This window comes from Gardnerella sp. c23Ub_4, assembly GCF_055804115.1.
In genome coordinates this window covers 197,812-216,898 of record NZ_JANUYO010000001.1, presented here as the reverse complement: position 1 = coordinate 216,898, position 19,087 = coordinate 197,812, and the positions used below count along the sequence as shown (strand labels likewise).

At 45.7% G+C, this 19,087-nt stretch carries 15 protein-coding genes; 4 read left to right on the top strand and 11 right to left on the bottom strand.

Translation table 11 applies throughout. The features are described from left to right. Positions 1 to 20 precede the first annotated feature (20 nt). Both gatA and gatC read right to left on the bottom strand, forming a co-directional pair. Positions 21 to 1,562 carry an Asp-tRNA(Asn)/Glu-tRNA(Gln) amidotransferase subunit GatA gene (gene gatA / locus NYP67_RS00975; protein ID WP_004574820.1) on the bottom strand — a complete coding sequence of 514 codons (1,542 nt, stop codon included), beginning with the start codon at positions 1,560 to 1,562 and terminating at the stop codon, positions 21 to 23. Between the two features lie 2 nt (positions 1,563 to 1,564). Next, positions 1,565 to 1,861, bottom strand: a complete 297-nt coding sequence (gene gatC, locus NYP67_RS00970) for an Asp-tRNA(Asn)/Glu-tRNA(Gln) amidotransferase subunit GatC (RefSeq protein ID WP_004114131.1) — start codon at positions 1,859 to 1,861, stop codon at positions 1,565 to 1,567. A 498-nt stretch (positions 1,862 to 2,359) separates the two neighbouring features. Between gatC and vly the strand changes: the two genes are divergently transcribed. Beyond that, a complete protein-coding gene (gene vly, locus NYP67_RS00965) occupies positions 2,360 to 3,910 on the top strand; it encodes a cholesterol-dependent cytolysin vaginolysin (RefSeq protein WP_004574832.1) in 1,551 nt (516 codons plus the stop codon). A gap of 142 nt (positions 3,911 to 4,052) precedes the next feature. Here vly and NYP67_RS00960 read toward each other — a convergent pair whose 3' ends face one another. The 6 genes from NYP67_RS00960 to clpB all read right to left on the bottom strand — a co-directional run bounded on the left by NYP67_RS00960 (position 4,053) and on the right by clpB (position 12,102). After that, positions 4,053 to 5,057 carry an ABC transporter permease subunit gene (locus NYP67_RS00960; RefSeq protein WP_004114129.1) on the bottom strand — a complete coding sequence of 335 codons (1,005 nt, stop codon included), beginning with the start codon at positions 5,055 to 5,057 and terminating at the stop codon, positions 4,053 to 4,055. After that, positions 5,054 to 6,073: an ATP-binding cassette domain-containing protein gene (locus NYP67_RS00955; protein WP_473411088.1), complete on the bottom strand. Its 1,020-nt coding sequence runs from the start codon at positions 6,071 to 6,073 to the stop codon at positions 5,054 to 5,056. The genes NYP67_RS00960 and NYP67_RS00955 overlap by 4 nt, the downstream gene beginning before the upstream one ends. A 131-nt stretch (positions 6,074 to 6,204) precedes the next feature. Continuing rightward, the gene (locus NYP67_RS00950; protein WP_004132281.1) at positions 6,205 to 7,011 is read right to left on the bottom strand and encodes a TrmH family RNA methyltransferase; all 807 of its coding nucleotides are present in this window, start codon (positions 7,009 to 7,011) and stop codon (positions 6,205 to 6,207) included. A gap of 70 nt (positions 7,012 to 7,081) precedes the next feature. Beyond that, positions 7,082 to 7,930 carry a hypothetical protein gene (locus tag NYP67_RS00945; RefSeq protein WP_473411087.1) on the bottom strand — a complete coding sequence of 283 codons (849 nt, stop codon included), beginning with the start codon at positions 7,928 to 7,930 and terminating at the stop codon, positions 7,082 to 7,084. Between the two features lie 57 nt (positions 7,931 to 7,987). Beyond that, entirely contained in the window at positions 7,988 to 9,328 is a 1,341-nt protein-coding gene (locus tag NYP67_RS00940) for a DNA recombination protein RmuC (RefSeq protein ID WP_473411086.1), read from the bottom strand. 179 nt (positions 9,329 to 9,507) lie between these two features. Beyond that, a complete protein-coding gene (gene clpB, locus NYP67_RS00935; protein ID WP_032840367.1) occupies positions 9,508 to 12,102 on the bottom strand; it encodes an ATP-dependent chaperone ClpB in 2,595 nt (864 codons plus the stop codon). 341 nt (positions 12,103 to 12,443) lie between these two features. Between clpB and NYP67_RS00930 the strand changes: the two genes are divergently transcribed. After that, the gene (locus tag NYP67_RS00930; RefSeq protein ID WP_473411085.1) at positions 12,444 to 13,259 is read left to right on the top strand and encodes a fumarylacetoacetate hydrolase family protein; all 816 of its coding nucleotides are present in this window, start codon (positions 12,444 to 12,446) and stop codon (positions 13,257 to 13,259) included. A gap of 49 nt (positions 13,260 to 13,308) precedes the next feature. On the opposite strand, the gene NYP67_RS00925 is transcribed toward NYP67_RS00930, so the two are convergent. The 3 genes from NYP67_RS00925 to NYP67_RS00915 all read right to left on the bottom strand — a co-directional run bounded on the left by NYP67_RS00925 (position 13,309) and on the right by NYP67_RS00915 (position 15,995). Continuing rightward, positions 13,309 to 14,109, bottom strand: a complete 801-nt coding sequence (locus NYP67_RS00925) for a YggS family pyridoxal phosphate-dependent enzyme (protein WP_115761465.1) — start codon at positions 14,107 to 14,109, stop codon at positions 13,309 to 13,311. Positions 14,110 to 14,143: 34 nt separating this feature from the next. Further along, on the bottom strand, positions 14,144 to 15,178 hold the full coding sequence (locus NYP67_RS00920) for a glutamyl-Q tRNA(Asp) synthetase (protein WP_473411084.1): 1,035 nt from the start codon (positions 15,176 to 15,178) through the stop codon (positions 14,144 to 14,146). Between the two features lie 85 nt (positions 15,179 to 15,263). After that, complete coding sequence (locus tag NYP67_RS00915) at positions 15,264 to 15,995, bottom strand: MIP/aquaporin family protein (protein ID WP_473411083.1); 732 nt, start codon at positions 15,993 to 15,995, stop codon at positions 15,264 to 15,266. Positions 15,996 to 16,125: 130 nt separating this feature from the next. Here NYP67_RS00915 and NYP67_RS00910 point away from each other — a divergent pair, with 130 nt between their 5' ends. Together NYP67_RS00910 and NYP67_RS00905 are read left to right on the top strand one after the other, a co-directional pair. Further along, positions 16,126 to 16,320 (top strand): hypothetical protein, encoded by a 195-nt coding sequence (locus tag NYP67_RS00910; protein ID WP_473411082.1) that lies wholly within the window; start codon positions 16,126 to 16,128, stop codon positions 16,318 to 16,320. 282 nt (positions 16,321 to 16,602) lie between these two features. Next, on the top strand, positions 16,603 to 18,840 hold the full coding sequence (locus NYP67_RS00905) for an RNA degradosome polyphosphate kinase (RefSeq protein ID WP_004131519.1): 2,238 nt from the start codon (positions 16,603 to 16,605) through the stop codon (positions 18,838 to 18,840). Positions 18,841 to 19,087 lie beyond the last annotated feature (247 nt).

Here is a 19,087-nt window from a genome sequence, read left to right as displayed (position 1 = left end):
TATTTAAGCTTTATTTCACTTTACTTAGCCAATGAATCGAGCCAACCAGCTTTAAGCGACTTCCAGATTGGGCCGCTCCACTTTTCTTCGAGCGCTGCTTCCAACGCTGCTGCAGGCTTGTACATCTTTTCATCATGGCATTGCGGAGCAATAATCTGAATGCCAACAGGCAAGCCATCATCGCTCAAGCCAGCTGGGAGGCTCAAAGCTGGAACGCCAGCCATGTTTGCAGGAATCGTAGCAATATCGTTCATGTACATAGAGAGTGGATCGTTCATCTTCTCACCAAACTTGAATGCCGTTGTAGGGCTTGTTGGGGAGACTAGAACATCTACCTTATTAAACGCTTCTTCAAAGTCGCGAATAATAAGCGTACGAACCTTTTGTGCAGAGCCATACCAAGCGTCGTAGTAGCCAGCGGAAAGTGCGTAAGTGCCAAGAATAATACGGCGCTTTACTTCGTCGCCAAAGCCAGCTTCGCGAGTTGCAGCCATCATGTTTGCAGCAGTTTGAGGCTTATCTGCTGGTGGCATTACGCGCAAACCGTAGCGCATGCCGTCGTAGCGAGCCAAATTAGAGCTAACTTCGGAAGGCATAATAATGTAGTAAGCAGCCAGCGAGTAAGGGAAGTGAGGGCAGGAAACTTCCGTAACCTCTGCACCCATATCCTTAAGCAGCTGCACAGCCTCATTAAAGCGAGCTTCAACGCCTGGCTGGAAGCCATCGCCACTAAGCTCCTTAACAAGACCAACTTTTACGCCCTTCAAATCTCGGCGAGCGCCCTCGCGCGCAGCCTGAGCCATTGGAGGAACAGGAGCTGGAATCGAAGTGGAATCGCGCCTATCGTTGCCGCCAATAATCTCTTGCAAAAGTGCAGAGTCAAGAACGGTACGAGAAACAGGTCCAATCTGATCCAAGGAACTTGCCATAGCGATTGCACCAAAACGGCTAACACCGCCATAAGTTGGCTTTGCGCCGACTGTACCAGTTAAAGCACCTGGCTGACGAATAGAGCCACCTGTATCTGTACCCAAAGCAATAGGAGCCTCGAATGCAGCAACAGCTGCAGCTGAACCGCCGCCGGAACCACCAGGAACACGCTCAGTATCCCAAGGATTGCAAGTAGTTTGATAAGCAGAATGTTCTGTAGAAGAACCTTGAGCAAACTCATCCAAATTAGTCTTGCCGAGAATTGGCATGCCAGCTGCTTTGAGCTTTTCAATAACAGTAGCATCGTAAGGCGGAACCCAGCCTTCAAGAATCTTAGATGCTGCAGTAGTAGGAATGCCCTTAGTAACAATCATGTCTTTAATGGCAATTGGAACGCCTGCAAGCTCAGGTAAGCCTTCGGCTTCGCCATTAGCGTTCTTTTTATCAAAAGCATCTGCTTGTTCAAGTGCAACATCTGCAGAAACATGCAAGAATGCTTTGATTTCTGGCTCGGCTGCTTCGATTACTGCCAAGTGAGCTTCAACAAGCTCGCGGCTAGAAACTTCTTTAGCTTTTACAGCTTTTGCCATATCGGCAGCAGAAAGCTTTACTAAATCTTGAGTATTAGTCATGTTTATTCCTCCCCCAAAATTCGAGGTGCTACAAACATGCCAGACTCACTTCTAGGAGCGCCAGAAAGCGCTTCTTCTTGAGTCAATGGCGTAGCAGGCTCGTCTGGGCGCAAATACGCTTCAAGAGGTACTGGATTTGCAGTAGGTGGCACATCTTCGCCAGCAACTTCCTGCACTTTGTTAATAGATTCTGCAATGACGTTTAATTCGCCTTGCAAGCGACTGATTTCTTCGTCGCTAAGCGCAATCTGGGATAGAACGCCCAGATGCTCAATTTCTTCGCGTGTGAATGTTGGCATAACCTCAACTATATGTGTGATGCGTGACCTTCTTATAGAAGAAAAAAGCAATATTGATAAAAGATTTACACACGTTACTGTAGAAATATTTTCCCAATTTTAGAACATGATTGTCGATCCATATTTTCTAGGGAAAATTATGTGTAATATTAAAAAAATTTTATTAGTGAGACAATAAGCGAAATAACAATTATTATCACATACAGTTTTCATAAAATTAACGAGTATAAAATAGTGAAGACGAGGGTCTATGCATGTCAACACGCCATGAAATGGAAATAATTCAATAAAAGAATGTTGGCATTCCAACCTTCTTCATACGTTTATTTGCAGAATAAAAAAATTTGTTTTATTTCACTATCCCAGAAATAAAAAAGCATGTAATAATTAAATGCTATGAGATATTAAGCTAATGCAGCGAAGCATTCCATGCATAGAAGCAAATAAGTTACGGTATCTCATAAAAAATAACATAAAATATAAAATTGAAGGACACATATGAATAACACAAAGTTCTACCGTAATGCAGCAATGTTGCTCCTCGCGGGCGCAACTATTATTCCACAATGCTTAGCAGCACCAGCAATGGCCGCTCCTGCAGCTAAGGATTCTGAGCCAACCGCATCTTGCGCAGCCAAGAAGGACTCGTTGAATAATTATTTGTGGGATTTGCAATACGATAAAACAAACATTCTCGCCCGTCATGGCGAAACCATTGACAACAAATTCTCTAGCGATAGCTTCAACAAGGGCGATGAATTCGTTGTTGTTGAGCATCAGAAGAAGAACATCACAAATACAACTTCAAACTTGTCGGTTACTTCCGCCAACGATGATCGCGTATACCCAGGTGCTCTTTTCCGCGCTGACCAGAATTTGATGGACAATATGCCAAGCCTGATTTCCGCAAACCGCGCTCCAATCACGTTGAGCGTTGATTTGCCAGGCTTCCACGGCGGCGAAAGTGCTGTAACTGTTCAGCGCCCAACCAAGAGCTCTGTAACTTCCACAGTGAACGGCTTAGTTTCCAAGTGGAATGCACAGTACGCTGCAAGCCATCATGTTGCAGCTCGCATGCAGTACGATTCTGCAAGCGCACAAAGCATGAACCAGCTCAAGGCAAAGTTTGGTGCTGATTTCGCCAAGATTGGCGTTCCGCTGAAGATTGATTTCGACGCTGTGCACAAGGGCGAAAAGCAGACTCAAATTGTGAACTTCAAGCAGACCTACTACACCGTAAGTGTTGATGCTCCAGATAGCCCAGCTGACTTCTTCGCACCATGCACTACGCCAGAAAGCTTGAAGAGCCGCGGAGTAGACAGCAAGCGTCCGCCAGTATATGTGTCCAACGTAGCTTACGGCCGTTCAATGTACGTAAAGTTCGACACCCGCAGCAAGAGCACCGATTTCCAGGCTGCTGTTGAAGCTGCAATCAAGGGTGTTGAAATCAAGCCAAATACCGAGTTCCACCGCATTTTGCAGAACACTTCTGTAACTGCTGTAATTCTCGGCGGCAGCGCAAACGGTGCAGCCAAGGTTATTACCGGCAACGTCGACACGTTGAAGGCTTTGATTCAAGAAGGCGCAAATTTGAGCACCTCCAGCCCAGCAGTTCCAATTGCTTACACCACTTCCTTCGTCAAGGATAACGAAGTAGCAACTTTGCAAACCAATAGCGATTACGTTGAAACCAAGGTTTCTTCCTACCGCGACGGCTACTTGACTTTGGATCACCGTGGAGCTTACGTAGCTCGCTACTACATCTACTGGGATGAGTACGGCACCGAAATTGACGGCACTCCTTACGTGCGTTCTCGCGCTTGGGAAGGCAATGGCAAGTATCGTACAGCTCACTTCAACACCACTATTCAGTTCAAGGGCAATGTGCGTAACCTCCGCATCAAGCTTGTTGAGAAGACCGGCTTGGCTTGGGAACCATGGCGTACAGTATATGACCGTTCCGATTTGCCACTGGTTCGCCAGCGCACAATCAAGAACTGGGGCACCACCTTGTGGCCACGAGTTGCTGAAACTGTGAAGAACGACTGATACTTATCACAATTTCAAAAAATAACTTAATAAAGATAATTTAATAAATAATAAATTAAATATAAGTGAATACAATTAAGGGCTTTATCTTGTAGTCGGTTACGAGATAAAGCCCTTGTTGTTTGCTAAATATTATTTGTAGTTAAATATCGCGATGTTTTTCAACAACGTGGCCAATTGCATACATGACTACGCCCCAAGCGAGAACCACCAAGCCTGATTGCCACCATGTAAAAACATATGCGTTTGGTGGAAGTTGCCGCCCAGAACTAGCGGAGACTCCTAAGAATTGGCTTGCAGCATTGCCTGGCAAAATCTGAATAAGTATTGAAGTCCACTTCGCAAAATTGCTTGCAAGCATAATAATGCTAACAATGGCCTGCAGAATCATCACGGCTCCAATAACGCACATAATTCCGCCAGCAGTTGACTTGCAAATCATGCCAAAACCGTAGGCCATTGCTGACACAACAACCATAATTGCAGGAGAGCCAAGGAACAGAGTAAGCGGCAATTTCCACACGTTGCTTCCCGATAATCCGGAAATGTTATCTCCCATAAAAGCTAATTCTGCAGCAGCTAAAGAAACTGCCATTGCAATAAGTTGGGCTACAAAAACATAGATTGCAACCGCAATAAACTTAGCCGTAAAGAACATACCCCTTTTAGGTACAGCCGTAAGAGAAGCCTGAATTGAAGTCGTAGAATGTTCCGCAGTTACAGCAAGCACTGCAAAAATCGCCAAAACAATCAAAGATATAGAAGCAAAGCTAACGACCAAGCGGAAAATGCTTTCTTGAGATGCAATAAGGTCACTTTTATCGCTCGGTCCAACAGTAATTGCAGCGCTTGATTTACTTTGATTTGCTCCATTCTTAATGTCAACTTTAGACATTGCTTTCTGCACAAGCGCGATTATAAAGCTGAAAATTACTGGCAAAACAATTGTTAATGCCATGCACCACCACGTAGACGCAAGTCCGCGCAGCTTAACAATTTCAGATTTAAGCGTGTGCATAAATGTAAGGCGTAAGTGCTGAGCGTTCATGCTACGGCCAGTCTTGTATGCGTTAGATTGATATGCATTAGATTGGTGTGCGTTAGATTCAGCCAATTGCACTTGCTGATTTGCTACTTGCTCACTCATTTTGCACTCCCATCATTATTAGATTGCTCTACGTTTTGCTCACTCGGCTTTTGTTCACTCGGCTTCGAGCCGCTGCTAGGAACAGCCTTCGTTACATACTGCTCTTGACCGTGTGTAAGAGCCAAATATGCTTCCTCAAGTGACGCGTGCTCGTAATTAAGCTGATATACCAAAATTTGATTATCCGCAATTTCTCGCGCAATTTGACTTAGTTCGCAATCTGTTATTCTAAAAAGTTCGCCTTCTTGAACGTCTTGAGGTGTGCGATTATCTGGCAAAATCTTGCACTCAGGATGATTTTGAGCAAGCACTTGCTTTAGCTTTTCGCCTTCTGGAGTTACAAGTCGCACAGCGTGCTGCGAATGTGCATCAACAAAATCTTGAACCGTTGTGCGCTTCAAAATTTCGCCATGCGCAATAATCACAAGATTATCTGCAGTAAGCGCAACCTCGCTCATTAAGTGGGAACTAAGTAAAATTGCACGGCCTTCGCTTGCGTAATACTTGCATAATTCGCGAACCCACTTAACGCCCTCTGGGTCTAAGCCGTTAATTGGCTCGTCCAAAATAAGATTGTGTGGGTCTGCTAAAAGTGCTGCAGCAATCGAAAGACGCTGACTCATACCAAGCGAGAAGGATCCCGCTTTGCGGGTTTTAACACTTGATAATCCAGTAATATCAATCACTTCGTCAACGCGCTTTTTTGATATTCCGTGAGTTAACGCGAGTGAATACAGGTGATTGTAAGCCGTACGGCCCCTGTGAGCAGACTTTGCGTCAAGAACTGCTCCAACTTCTGTCATTGGAGAGGCAATTTTTGCGTAAGGTTTGCCGTCAATAAGAGAAGTGCCACTATTGGCATGAATAAGATTTAACACACAACGCATGGTAGTAGATTTACCAGCGCCGTTAGGGCCCAAAAAGCCCGTGACTTTACCGTCTTCGGCAATAAAAGAAACGTCGTTAAGCGCTGTTTTTTTGCCAAAACGCTTTGTAATATGTTGGAATTCTAACATAAATTAACAATATCACAAATAAAAAAAATACACCTAAAATGTAAGTGTTTATGAGTACAGGCTAATGCGTTTTAATTAATATTTTTGTTGAGATTTTGCTGCTGAAATTTCAATTAATTGCTTATTAATATTCAGCAATTTGGTGCTGCATGCTGAGCAATCCACGCGTGCATGGAAACAGCCGCGGCTGCTCCTGCGTTTAGCGAGCGAACAGAGCCAAATTGCGAAATGTAAACAACGTCATCTGCCATTTCTAGTGCTTTTTTAGAAAGACCCGGACCTTCTGCACCAAAAAGCATAAGGCAACGTTTAGGGAACTTGTATGTTTCCATAGCAACTGCGCCTGGAATAATATCTAGCGCTATAACGCGCGCATTTTTAGCGTCTTGTTCTTGAGATTTTGCGATTTTTTCGGCTTCTTTATTGCCTTCTGCTTGTGCTTTAAGCAAAAGTTGATGCGCTTCTTCTGCTTCTTTAAGCATATTTTCGCGCCAATTAGTTACTAGAGTTTCAATAGTTGGGCAGCACTCAACGTATTGGTATAGCTCGGTCATTAACGAGCCTTTACGATTCCATTTATGAGGCCCTACGATATACACTTTTTTCGCAGTAAACGCGTTTGCAGTGCGAACCATAGAGCCTATGTTGAAATCGTGAGTCCAATTTTCTACAGCTACTTCAAACTCATGACGACCTTTAGAATCGAGATCCGCTTTTATGGCTTCTACTTTCCAGTACCGGTAACAGTCTAAAACGTTACGCTGGTCGCCTTTGTCTAGTAATTCAGTGCTAAACCGCGCATCATAATTTGGCGATTCTGGATTATTTGGACGAGGCTCACCTGGGTGTTCTTCTTCCCACGGGCCAACTCCTATAGGTCGAAATTCTGGCTCATCGGAAGCTTTTGCAGCCAAAGTAATTGGATTCGGTTCGTGCATGTGTGAGTTTTGCTCCGTTTAATACTTTTGCTTAGTATTGGCAGCTAGTCTTTGCAGCTAGTCATTACAGCTAGTCTTGGCAGCCGTCTGTTGCGCAATCGCCTGTGCAACCTGACTTGCAGTGGCCTCCGCAGCAGTTGTCTTCGCAGCATGGCTCAGTGCAACCGTCATGAGCACAATCACCAGTGCACTCTACCTTGCAATGGCCACCGCAGCAATTATCTTCACAGCAAGGCTCAGTGCAACCATCGTTAGCACAATCTCCCGTGCATTTAACCTCGCAATGACCGCCACAGCAGTTGTCGTTGCAGCAATCTTCGTGATCTGCATCTGCACGTAATTCTTCTTCACTGAAAGCTTGAACAAATGCCATTTTAGTACTCTCCTCGCTTATTGGATTTACTAATTGAAGATGCCTCGTGCCTTGTTCGTCGGCGTCAACACCACCAATTAATGCAACTATAGCAAGAATTTGCGCGCCTTGCTGATTAACAATGCCAAAATCAAGACTTAATTCATTTCCGTGTCGTAAAGTCACAAGCGAAGAAGTTTGAACATACGATTTTTCAGAAAGCCAAGAATCAAGCAACAATACTCGCTTGCCTTTAACTGACGGACCTTTTGTTGCAGGGAAAACAAAATCCATAACGAAGCCGTCGAGTGCAATTCCTTTACGTTCTGCAGCATGAATAAGTGCAAAAACCATCGGCACTGCAGCAGCAGTTAATGCTCCAACTGCGTCAACATCGCGCTCTAACGAATACCCAGCTTTCTCAATTGCATCAAAAAGAACATCACCAACCAGCTTAGAGCCGCGCTGATTAAAAGTAACAGAAAACAGTTCGCTAAATGGTTTCGCACTCATATCCGCACAAAGCATGCGTTTAAGTTCCGCGCGTTCCTCTTGTAATTCTGTCATTTTTGCACTCCTTAGCGTTAGAGTTCTTCAATTTTTGATGCTTTGATGTTTTTACGCTTAATGATCTTCTACTGATACTTCTGGAGCGCTCAGCTCTTTAACATCAGCTTTATCAGAATCGATAAGATCTATTGAAGCAATAACTTTACTTTGATCTAACTTCTGAAGTTTACGCGCTGTTACCAACACTCGCGACTCAAGCGAGGAAGCAAACTTATTGTAAGCTGCGACTGTTCTTGCCAAAGATACGCCAAGTTTTGAAGCATTTTCTCCAAGAACCGCAAAGCGATCGTACAATTCTCGAGATAAATCGAAAAGTTCTTTTGCGTCATCTGTAAGACTTTGCTGCTGCCATGCGTATGCAACAGACTTAAGCACGGCCCACAAAGTAACTGGGGAAGTGAGTGCTACTTTTTGCGCAAAAGCATCATCCATAAGCGTTGGGTCCGCTTCAAGAGCTGCCTGAAGCAACGCTTCGTTTGGAATAAACGCAACTACAAAATCTGGTGCTGTTTCAAAAGCCTGCCAATACGCTTTAGCTCCCAATACTCGCACGTGTTCTCGCAAAGCCTTAGCGTGCGCTTTTAGAAGCTCACTTCTTCTAGCCAATTCTTCGTCACTTGCATTATCTGGAATTTCACAAGCACGTTGATAATCCGCATATGGAACTTTTGCATCAACTGGAATTGTTTTGCCTCCTGGCAGATGCACAACCATATCTGGCCTCTGCTGTTCGCCATTTACTCCCGTTACAACAACTTGCGTATCAAAATCAACATGCTCAAGCAAGCCTGCGGATTCCACAATATTCTTTAGCTGAGCCTCGCCCCAAGCTCCGCGAACCTTGTTATTACGCAATGCTGCAGAAAGCGAACTTGTTTCGCGGTCAAGCCTTGTTTGCTGCTCGCTTAATCCTTTAAGCTGAGTGCTCAGCACACCCATTTCTTGCTTGCGGCCTTCTTCAATCTGCGAAACTTTATTCTTCAAAGCTTCGAGATTGTCTTTTACTGGAGCAAGCGCTTCCAAGACTTTGCCTTGCTCTTTCAAAGTTTTTTCACGATTTAACCGTTCGCGTTCTTCTCGTTCTGCTCGCAATTGTTCTTCGCGATTCACTCGCAATTGTTCTGCTTGCTGCGCTTTAGCAAGTTCTGCTTCAACAAACTTTAATCGCTCAGCAAGCTGCTCTGATTGTGTGCGATATCGTATAGCCTGATTGCCATTTTCTTGAGCTTGAGCGCGCGCTTGCTCGTACTGCGAGCGCAATTCGTTAAATTCGCGTTGACTTACGCCATTAACGCCTTGCGTTCCAGAGTTGTGCTTAACAATAGCCAACACAACAATGGCGGTTATTACAACAGCAACCACCATTAAAACAAACATCACAATATTATCGAACATACGTTCTATTAAACACTACTGGTTCGACTTTTGAAACATAATTAGACACGCGTATTATTGCATAGAAAAATAAGCGTTATGCAACAAAATAGCGCGCTGCCTACTGGAAAATAATCCAACAAACAGCGCGCTTTGTTTTATTTGACTACATTATTTGGCTACATTGAAGAATGCAGGCACTACGCAATCTTTAGGGTCACATGGTCGCTAGTATTCTCACAATCCGCAACTACGCGAGCACCATCATGCACCTTTCCAGAAAGCAGCAATCGAGCAAGCTGATCGCCAATTTCCGTTTGAACCAATCTACGCAAAGGACGAGCACCATAAACTGGATCATAGCCATGCTCCGCAAGCCAAGCGCGAGCAGAGTCACTCACATCCAAGCTAATGCGGCGGTCGCTCAAGCGTGCAGCCACTTGACGAACTTGAATATCCACAATTCCACCAAGCTCTTCGCGGCTCAACGGATGGAACATAACAAGCTCATCCAAACGGTTGATGAACTCTGGCTTAAACTCAGCGTGAACAGCGTTCATAACAGCCTTGCGTTTAGCAGTATCGTCCAAGCCTTCTTGCACAAGGAATTGCGAGCCCAAGTTTGATGTCATAATCAAAATCGTATTCGTAAAATCAACCGTTCTACCCTGACCGTCAGTCAAACGACCATCATCCAAAACCTGCAACAAAATGTCGAATACTTCTGGATGTGCCTTCTCAACTTCGTCAAAAAGCACTACAGAATACGGGCGCCTACGCACAGCTTCAGTAAGCTGACCGCCTTCCTCGTAGCCAATGTAGCCAGGAGCAGCACCGATTAGACGAGAAACGGAAGCCTTTTCCATGTACTCGCTCATATCGATGCGAACCATTGCACGCTCGTCGTCAAACAAAAAGTCAGCAAGAGCCTTTGCAAGCTCCGTCTTACCAACGCCAGTAGGACCCAAGAATAGGAACGAACCAGTTGGGCGATTTGGGTCTGCAATTCCAGCACGGCTTCTGCGCACAGCATCCGCTATAGCCTGGATTGCTTCGCTTTGGCCAACAACGCGCTTAGAAAGCTCCTTTTCCATGTTTAGCAGCTTCTCATTTTCGCCTTGCATTAAACGACCAACAGGAATACCCGTCCATTCGCTAACAACTCCAGCAATAGAATCAGCATCAACCTGGTCTGGAACCATTGGCTCTTTCGCTTCACTCTTAGCATTAGCAGCCTGTGATTCCGCTTCTTCCAAAGCTTTTTGAATGCTTGGAATTTCGCCATACAAAATACGGCTTGCTTGCTCCAAATTGCCTTCGCGCGTGAATTTGTCGGCTTCTACGCGCTTAGCATCGAGTTGCGCTCGCAAATCGCCAACCTTGTTATGGCCAGCTTTTTCCGCATCCCAACGCGCTTTCAATCCAGAAAGCTTTTCACGAGAGTTAGCTAATTCTTCCTGCAACTTTTCTAAGCGTTCGCGCGCAGCAGCATCTTCCGCTTTCTTTAATTGCATTTCTTCCATTTCAAGACGCGTAACTTTGCGCTGCAATTCGTCGATTTCTTCTGGCTGAGAATCAAGCTCCATACGCAAGTGAGCTGCCGCTTCATCCACCAAATCAATCGCCTTATCTGGAAGTTGTCTACCAGTAATATAACGGTTTGAAAGCGTTGCTGCAGCTACGATTGCATCGTCACTAATCGTCACCTTGTGATGCGCTTCGTAACGTTGCTTAAGCCCACGCAAAATCGTCACCGTATCTTCAACAGAAGGCTCGCCAACAAACACTTGCTGGAATCTGCGCTCAAGAGCGGAATCCTTTTCAATATGCTCGCGATACTCGTTAAGCGTAGTTGCGCCAACCAAGCGCAGCTCGCCGCGCGCAAGCATTGGCTTAAGCATATTGCCAGCATCCATTGAACCTTCTGCAGATCCTGCGCCAACAACAGTGTGAATTTCGTCAATAAACGTAATAATTTGACCGTCTGATTGTTGAATTTCCTTCAACACTGCCTTTAAGCGTTCCTCAAACTCGCCGCGATACTTCGAACCTGCAACCATCGAAGCTAAGTCGAGGCTGATAAGACGCTTATTTTGCAAAGTCGTAGGCACATCTCCTGCAACAATTCGCTGAGCCAATCCTTCTACAACTGCCGTTTTACCAACGCCAGGCTCGCCAATTAGCACAGGATTGTTCTTCGTGCGGCGAGAAAGAATCTGAATCACGCGACGAATCTCCTGATCGCGCCCAATCACAGGGTCAAGCTTTCCCTCACGAGCGCGCGCAGTCATATCAACCGAATACTTTTCGAGCGCTTTGTAGTTGCCTTCCGCGTCCGGACTTGTCACTTTCGCACCTCCGCGCACAGTTGGCACAGCCTTGCGCAACGCATCTGCCGAAACATTGTGCTTTTTGAAAATATCTGCAACAGAATTCGGCGCGCTTGCAACTATGCCAATAAGCATGTGTTCCGTAGAAACGTATTCGTCTCCCATTTCGCGCATCTCTTTTTCGGCTTGACTTAGCGCAGCTAAAAGCTGACGACTTGCATCTGGCTTAGTTGTAGTTGAGCCAGTAGATGAAGGCAATGCCACTAATGCGTTGCGAATTTCAGCTCCGATTTGTTGCGCATCTGCACCAGCCTGAGCAATAAGCGCGCGCACGACGCCCTGCTCTTGGCGAAGCAAGGCATCGGCCAAATGTAACGTATCAACTTGCGCATTGCCAGCTGCCGCCGCGCTTTGCACAGCATCACTTAATGCATCTTGCGCTAAGGTTGTAAACTTTTGTTCCATATTTACCCCCATTTGCACCGCTATCTAGCGGATTTTAGGTGATTTGCGTGCGATTTTTGCAATTACACTCAAACCACATTCTGTCAATTTCTAAAACTTGAGTCTACTACACTCAAGTTTTGTTTTCAAGATGTTTGTGGCGTTTCCTTAAATCTTCGGTTGCTTGCGACTTTTCCGCAGCAAAGTCGTCAATCGCAAAGTCGTCAGTCAAATATCAAAAATAAATAAGTATCAAAAATAAATAAGTATCAAAAATAAATAAGTATCAAAAATAAATAAGTATCAAAAATAAATAAGTATCAAAAATAAATAAGTATTAAATATGTCGTAATCTTAAAAATATGAGAATTGCACGTTTTTCCTATAATGAAGTTCCTCAATACGCGTTTGTTCAAAAAGACGAAGCAGACGGCAAGGATTATTTAGTAGCGCTAGAAGGTCATCCACTAAGCCCTCAAGGAGTTAAGCCAACAGGCAAGCGCTACGAGTTAGATGCCGATGGCGTGCGCCTGCTTGCGCCAGTGATTCCTTCAAAAGTCTACGGATTGGTAAAAAACTACGATACGCGTTCTGCTGAAGAGCGCGCATCTTCTGCTGCGGCCGCGTCGCATACTGCAGCGGATATGGTGATTTTTACAAAGCCAAGTACTTCTGTAGTCGGTCCAGACGATCCGATTGTTATTCCTGCTTTTTCGAACGATATGAATTTTGAGCCAGAAGTGGCTGTTGTTATGGGCAAAATCGCCAAAAATGTGTCGGCAGATGCTGCAATGGACTATGTTTTTGGCTTTACTTGCGTAAATGACGTGACTTTGCGCGATTGCGCAGGCAGCGACCCAATGTTTACGCGCGCAAAGGGCTTTGACACTTCTTGCCCACTTGGCCCATGGATTACAACAGAGCTAAATTGGCGAGACGCGCATATATCCTTTACGCTTAATGGTAAAGATGTGACAGAGGCGGACGGCACTACAGCACGATTAATCCACAGTATTCCAGAGCAAATTGCTGCGATTTCAAGCTTCTCAACGCTTCTTCCAGGAGATGTGATTTTGACTGGAACGCCGTATCCAGCAGGAACTTTGCGCGCTGGTGACGAAGCGATTGTGCATGTAGATGGCATTGGTTCGCTGCGCAATGTGATTATGCATGCGTAACGGCAATAAAAGTAAAAGATAAAAATCAGAAGCTAGACAAAACTTAATACTACACAAATGCGCGCGGGCCAAAGATTGCCGAACCGATTCGAACCATCGTCGAACCTTCGGCAATCGCCCACGCAAAATCGCCGGACATTCCCATTGAAAGCTCTAATTTTGCAGAGTTTCCATCATGATCTTGCGCTAGTTGTTCACTCACGCAATCTCTAATTTCTCGCAATTTTGCGAAACCACTTCTCACTATTTTTTCATCATTCACGCGCGCTCCAAGCGTCATTAATCCGCGCAAATTAAGCGATGGCAAACTAGATATAGCGAGTGCTTCGTCAATCGCACGTTCTGGAGCGCACCCAGATTTCGTAGCTTCTCCCGAAACGTTCACTTCCAGCATAACGTTTGTGCAAAGTCCCAAATTTTGCGCGCGAGCAGATATTTTTTGTGCAAGATCAATGCCATCAACCGACTGAATCCCATTTGCAAGCGGCAAAACTTTGTTTATTTTATTGCTTTGCAGCTGACCAATTAAGTAGAGCGGAATTTCGCCGTTTACACCAACGCTTAAGCCTTCTTTAGCAGCCTCTGCGCGTAAAATCTCGGCTTTTGCAACAATTTCTTGCGTACGATTTTCCCCAATTACGCGCACTTCAGCACGAAGCGCTGCCATGATTTCGCCAACATCGCGCGTTTTAGTTGCAGCAAGCAGCGTAACAGACCCAGCTTTGCGCCCGTAACGCGATTCGGCTTGAGCAATGGTGTCTTGCACGATGTGCACGCCGTCGGCAATTTGACGCGTACGAACACAATCAACCTCAGTATTCGCTAAATCTTTTTGCGTCATATATGCCATTTATTGCCCCAATCTATCAGTCTAAATACATAGTTTAGTCGAGGAAGGGCACGGATTTGTCGGCTAGGTTTGCGCGAACAGAATCCCACGGCGTGTCAAAGTTTTCAAACAACGCAAGCGCATCGTTTGCGCTCATATCTACAGGCTGATTTTGACCAGGATTCCTGTATCCCAAAAGATACATGCAATAGCCAATCATGCGCTCGGCGCTCCAGCCAGATTCTCGAAGCGCGCCAACGTCTAGCGAGTGCTTACTTTTTGCGAGTCGCTCTCCTTGAGCGTTATCAATCAGTGGCAAATGCGCAAATTTTGGCTGCACATAATGCACGCCATGAGCTGCAAAAAATCCAGACTTTTCTAGCAGCTCACCAATCCAAATCTGAAGCGCAGCAGAACGAAGCAAATCGCGGCCGCGCACAATATCATTTACTCCGCTTAAAACATCGTCAACAACAACAGCAAGCTGATAAGAAAAAACGCCATCCGCGCGGCGAATCACCATGTCTCCCAAATCGCGATTAATGTTAAACGATTGCTCCCCAAAAATCGCGTCTTCAAAACTCACATTCGCTTGCGGCGAATCAGCCGAGGGAACAGCAAGTCGTAAAGAATGTTGCTGATGATTTTGCAAACGCTTTTCGATTTGTGCCAGGCCTTCCGCAGTTTTGCGCAGATTTCTGCACGTACTCGGGTAGCGTATAAATCCGTCGCCTTCTTGCGGCGCTGCGATTGCTCGAATATCGGAACGCGAGCAAAAACACGGGTAAATCAACGAATTTCCGTCGTCGTCTTGCAAAGATTCCAGAGATTCCAGAGCTTCTTGGTAGATTGCATTGCGATTATGCTGATAAATCTGCTCGCCAACCCAATCAAGCCCAGCCCAATGCAAGTCGTCAATCACTCGCGCGCTTGCATCTTTTGGCATTCTAGCAATGTCCAGATCTTCCAGGCGCAAAATCATGCTTCCACCTTGCGACTTTGCGGAAAGCCAAGCCGCAAGCATAGCAACCATGTTTCCAATATGCATACGCCCAGAAGGAGTGGGTGCGAATCTACCAATTACGCTCATTTATTATGCTCTAAAATTGTGCTTATAAAATTACGCTAATAATTTATGCTAATTTACGATAAGTCTAATTTACGATAAATCTAATTTACGCAAATAGCGACTTAAACATAAGCACGCCCAAGATTGCGCCAGCAGTAGGAGCTACGACTGGAATCCACGCTTCGCACCAGCGAGAAGAACCCTTGTGCGGAATTGGCAAAATGGCGTGAAGCAAACGCGGCATAATGTCTCGAGCGGGATTCAAAGCAGGACCAGTTGGGCCGCCCATAGAAGTCACCAATCCCCAAACAACAAAGCCAACTACGATTGATGCGCCAGCCAAATTCTTCTCTCCCCAAGGAGAAGTTAGGCAGCAAAGAGCTGCCAAAACAAGCACGAGCGTGCCAAAGAATTCGTTGAGGAAGTAGTTAAGCTTGTTATTGTAGGCATCCGTAGTGCAGAACGTGCCAAGAATTGCTTCTGGCTCTTCAGTCTCGTTGTAATGTGGCAAATAAGTTACGTACACAATAAGCTGGCCAACAAGCGCGCCCAAAAGCTGAGCAACAATATAAGGTGCAACATTTTGCCACGGGAACATGCCATTTATGGCTTGTGCAATTGTCATAGCAGGATTTATGTGTGCGCCAGAAATTCCGCCGAACATGAGCACTGGGAACATAACGCCAAAACCATAGCCCATAGCAATGTTTAACCAGCCTGCGTGATGACCTTTAGTGTTTTTAAGTTCAACATTGGCAACGGCTCCATTGCCAAAAATCATAAGAATGGCAGTGCCAATAAACTCGGCTGCCAACATTACTGTAAATGAATGTTGCATGGTTCTTCGATCCTTCTTAATTGTTTTGCTGCTACCTAATAAATCATTTTCAAAGAAGCTAAGAAAATGAATTTCAACAATATTGTTTCAGCAATTGTTCTTTGATAGTTTCCCCTAAGAGCCAGACAGTGTGAGTGGCATAGCGCGTGCAATGCGTGTAGTGGGAGACTTAGTAGACGGCGGCGAACTAAAATCCACATCAAAAGAGGCTCACCACCTTGGCGAGCCTCTTGTTTACAAAAACAATCTTGCGGATTCATCTGCACAACATCCTCGTTGCAACGGTAAAAGTCTTAAGTATCCGTCCAACGTAATTGGAATCTAACATCCATACATTTTTGTGGGTTACCGCTCTTTTAATTTGTTCTTGTGATTATTATTATCACAACTTTTTACTCAAGAGTAAAGTGCAAAATTGCTTTTGTTAACATATTGTAATTAGTGTTCATTCGCACATAAAAAATAGATGGTTTTGCATCATTTTGTGAACATGCAATGGTTGTCATGTTCAAATGCGTTCGCATATTGAAGATATCGGCGTGTCGAGCACTAGCCACCGCCGACACTCAGTCGCGCACATCCCTTACAGCGCATACAATTACGGAGTATGGTACAAATTTTTGACGCTCCCTCAAAGGCGATTTTGCGCGGCCAGATTGCAGAGCACATCGCCGAAGACGAAAAGGCAGAAAAACGTGAAGCTCGTGAGGGCGAGCTACCGTTGCCAAAAGATCGCTTCTTTGACCGCGAGCTTAGCTGGTTAAAGTTCAATCGTCGCGTGCTTGAGTTAGCGCAAAATACCGATTTACCACTTCTTGAACGCGCTAACTTTGCAGCCATCTTTGCCTCCAACCTAGACGAGTTCTTTATGGTTCGAGTTGCAGGCTTAAAGCGCAGAATCGACTCAGGAATCGCAGTAACCGCTGCAAGTGGGCTTAGTCCACGTCAACAATTGCGCGCGATTAGCGAGGTTACGCATCGTCGTCAAGATGAGCATGCGCATTATGTTATTGACCACATTTTGCCAGAGCTTGCTAAGCAGCGCATTGTTATGCTCAGTTGGGATAAGCTCACTCAATCCGAAAAAGATAGGCTTTCAGATTATTATCGCAAGCAGGTTTTCCCAGTATTAACGCCACTTGCGGTAGATCCTGCACACCCGTTCCCATATATTTCTGGCAAGTCAATCAACTTGGCTGTTATTGTTGAAAATCCAAATTCTGGAAAGTCGCATTTTGCTCGCGTAAAGATTCCAGATAATTTGAATCGTCTTGTTCCAGTTGATGATTTAACAGACGAAGAAGGCCGCGAAGAGCGCTACGGATTCATTACTATGGAAAAGTTGATTGCAGCGCATTTGGAATCGCTTTTCCCAGGCATGATTATTAAAGAAGCTCGCTCATTCCGCGTTACGCGTAACGAGGATATTGACGTTGAGGAAGACGATGCAGAAAACTTGCTTAACGCTATGGAAAAGGAGCTTTTGCGCCGCAGGTTCGGACCGCCTATTCGTCTTGAGATTTCCGACGAAGCTAGCCCATTCTTATCGCAGCTGCTGGCTAATCAATTGCGCGTAAGCCCAGAAGAAGTCTATCGTTTGCCTTCGCCGCTAGATATGACGGTTCTTTTTGAATTGCAAGCGTTGGATCGCCCAGATTTGAAGTATCGTCCGTTTATTCCTACTACAAATCGTCAGATTGCAGAAGTGGAAACTAGCCACGCGCAAGATATTTTCGCTTCGATTCGTGAGCACGACATTTTGTTGCATCATCCTTACGATTCGTTCTCTACGTCTGTTCAAGCGTTCTTGGCGCAGGCGGCGGCGGATCCAAAGGTGCTTGCAATTAAGCAAACGCTGTACCGCACGTCTAGTAATTCGCCGATTATCGACGCTCTCGTAGACGCGGCTCACGCTGGCAAGCAGGTTCTTGCGCTGGTGGAGATTAAGGCGCGATTCGACGAAGATGCCAACATTGCTTGGGCACGTAAGCTTGAGCGCGCAGGCGTTCACGTTGTTTACGGCATTGTTGGATTGAAGACGCATTGCAAGCTTTCGCTTGTGGTTCGCCAAGAAGCCGAAGGATTGCGCCGCTATTGCCACGTTGGAACTGGCAACTACAATCCTAAGACGGCTCGCCTTTACACAGATTTGGGCTTGCTTACTTGCGATCCTGTAGTTGGTCAAGATTTGACTCGCTTGTTTAATCAGCTTTCGGGTTATGCTCCAAAGTCTAGCTTCCATCGCTTGCTTGTAGCTCCTCGCACAGTTCGAACTGGCATTATTGAGCGAATCCGCAGGGAAGAGGCGGCGGCTCTTGCTGGAAAAGAAGCGTGGATTAAGATTAAAGTCAATTCTGTTGTTGACGAAAAGACGATTGACGCTTTGTATCGTGCGGCTCAAGCTGGCGTAAAGATTGACATTGTGGAGCGTGGAATTTGCTCGCTAAAGCCTGGCATTGAAGGCTTGAGCGAGAATATTCGCGTTCGCTCTATTCTTGGCAGATTCCTTGAGCACAGCCGAATCTACGCTTTTGCTAATTCTTGCGGTCCGCAAATTGGCGACGGCCCTGCAAGCGGACCAGAAGTGTGGATTGGTTCGGCAGATCTAATGCACCGCAACCTTGATAGGCGCGTTGAAACGCTGGTTCGCATAAGCGCCCCAGACCAGGTGGAAGCGTTGATTCAGTACATTGACTTGCAAATGGCGGATTCAACGGTTTCTTGGTGGATGGATGGCGACGGCACTTACACGTTGCATTCTCGCGATGCAGAAGGCAGGCCATTGGTAGATAGCCAAGAATACTTGATTCGCACGCATACGCGTAAGCCGCGCGGTGTTAATTAGCTTACGATTAGCCAAAAGCCAGGGCATTTAGCTCTGGCTTTTTTGCTTCTACTGCCTTCGCGCTTTGCCCAAGATTTGTTACATTTGTCTCGGCGGTGAGACGTTTGTAACGCTGGCGGTTTCCCGACTTTGTACCAAATTTGGCAAATAGTTCGCGCGTTACAGCGCGCTCACGTCTTCGCCGCGCGTAAAGTCCACTGGACTTTACGTTTGAGCGGCTCAGCGCTCCGAATTGCCTTCGCGCGCT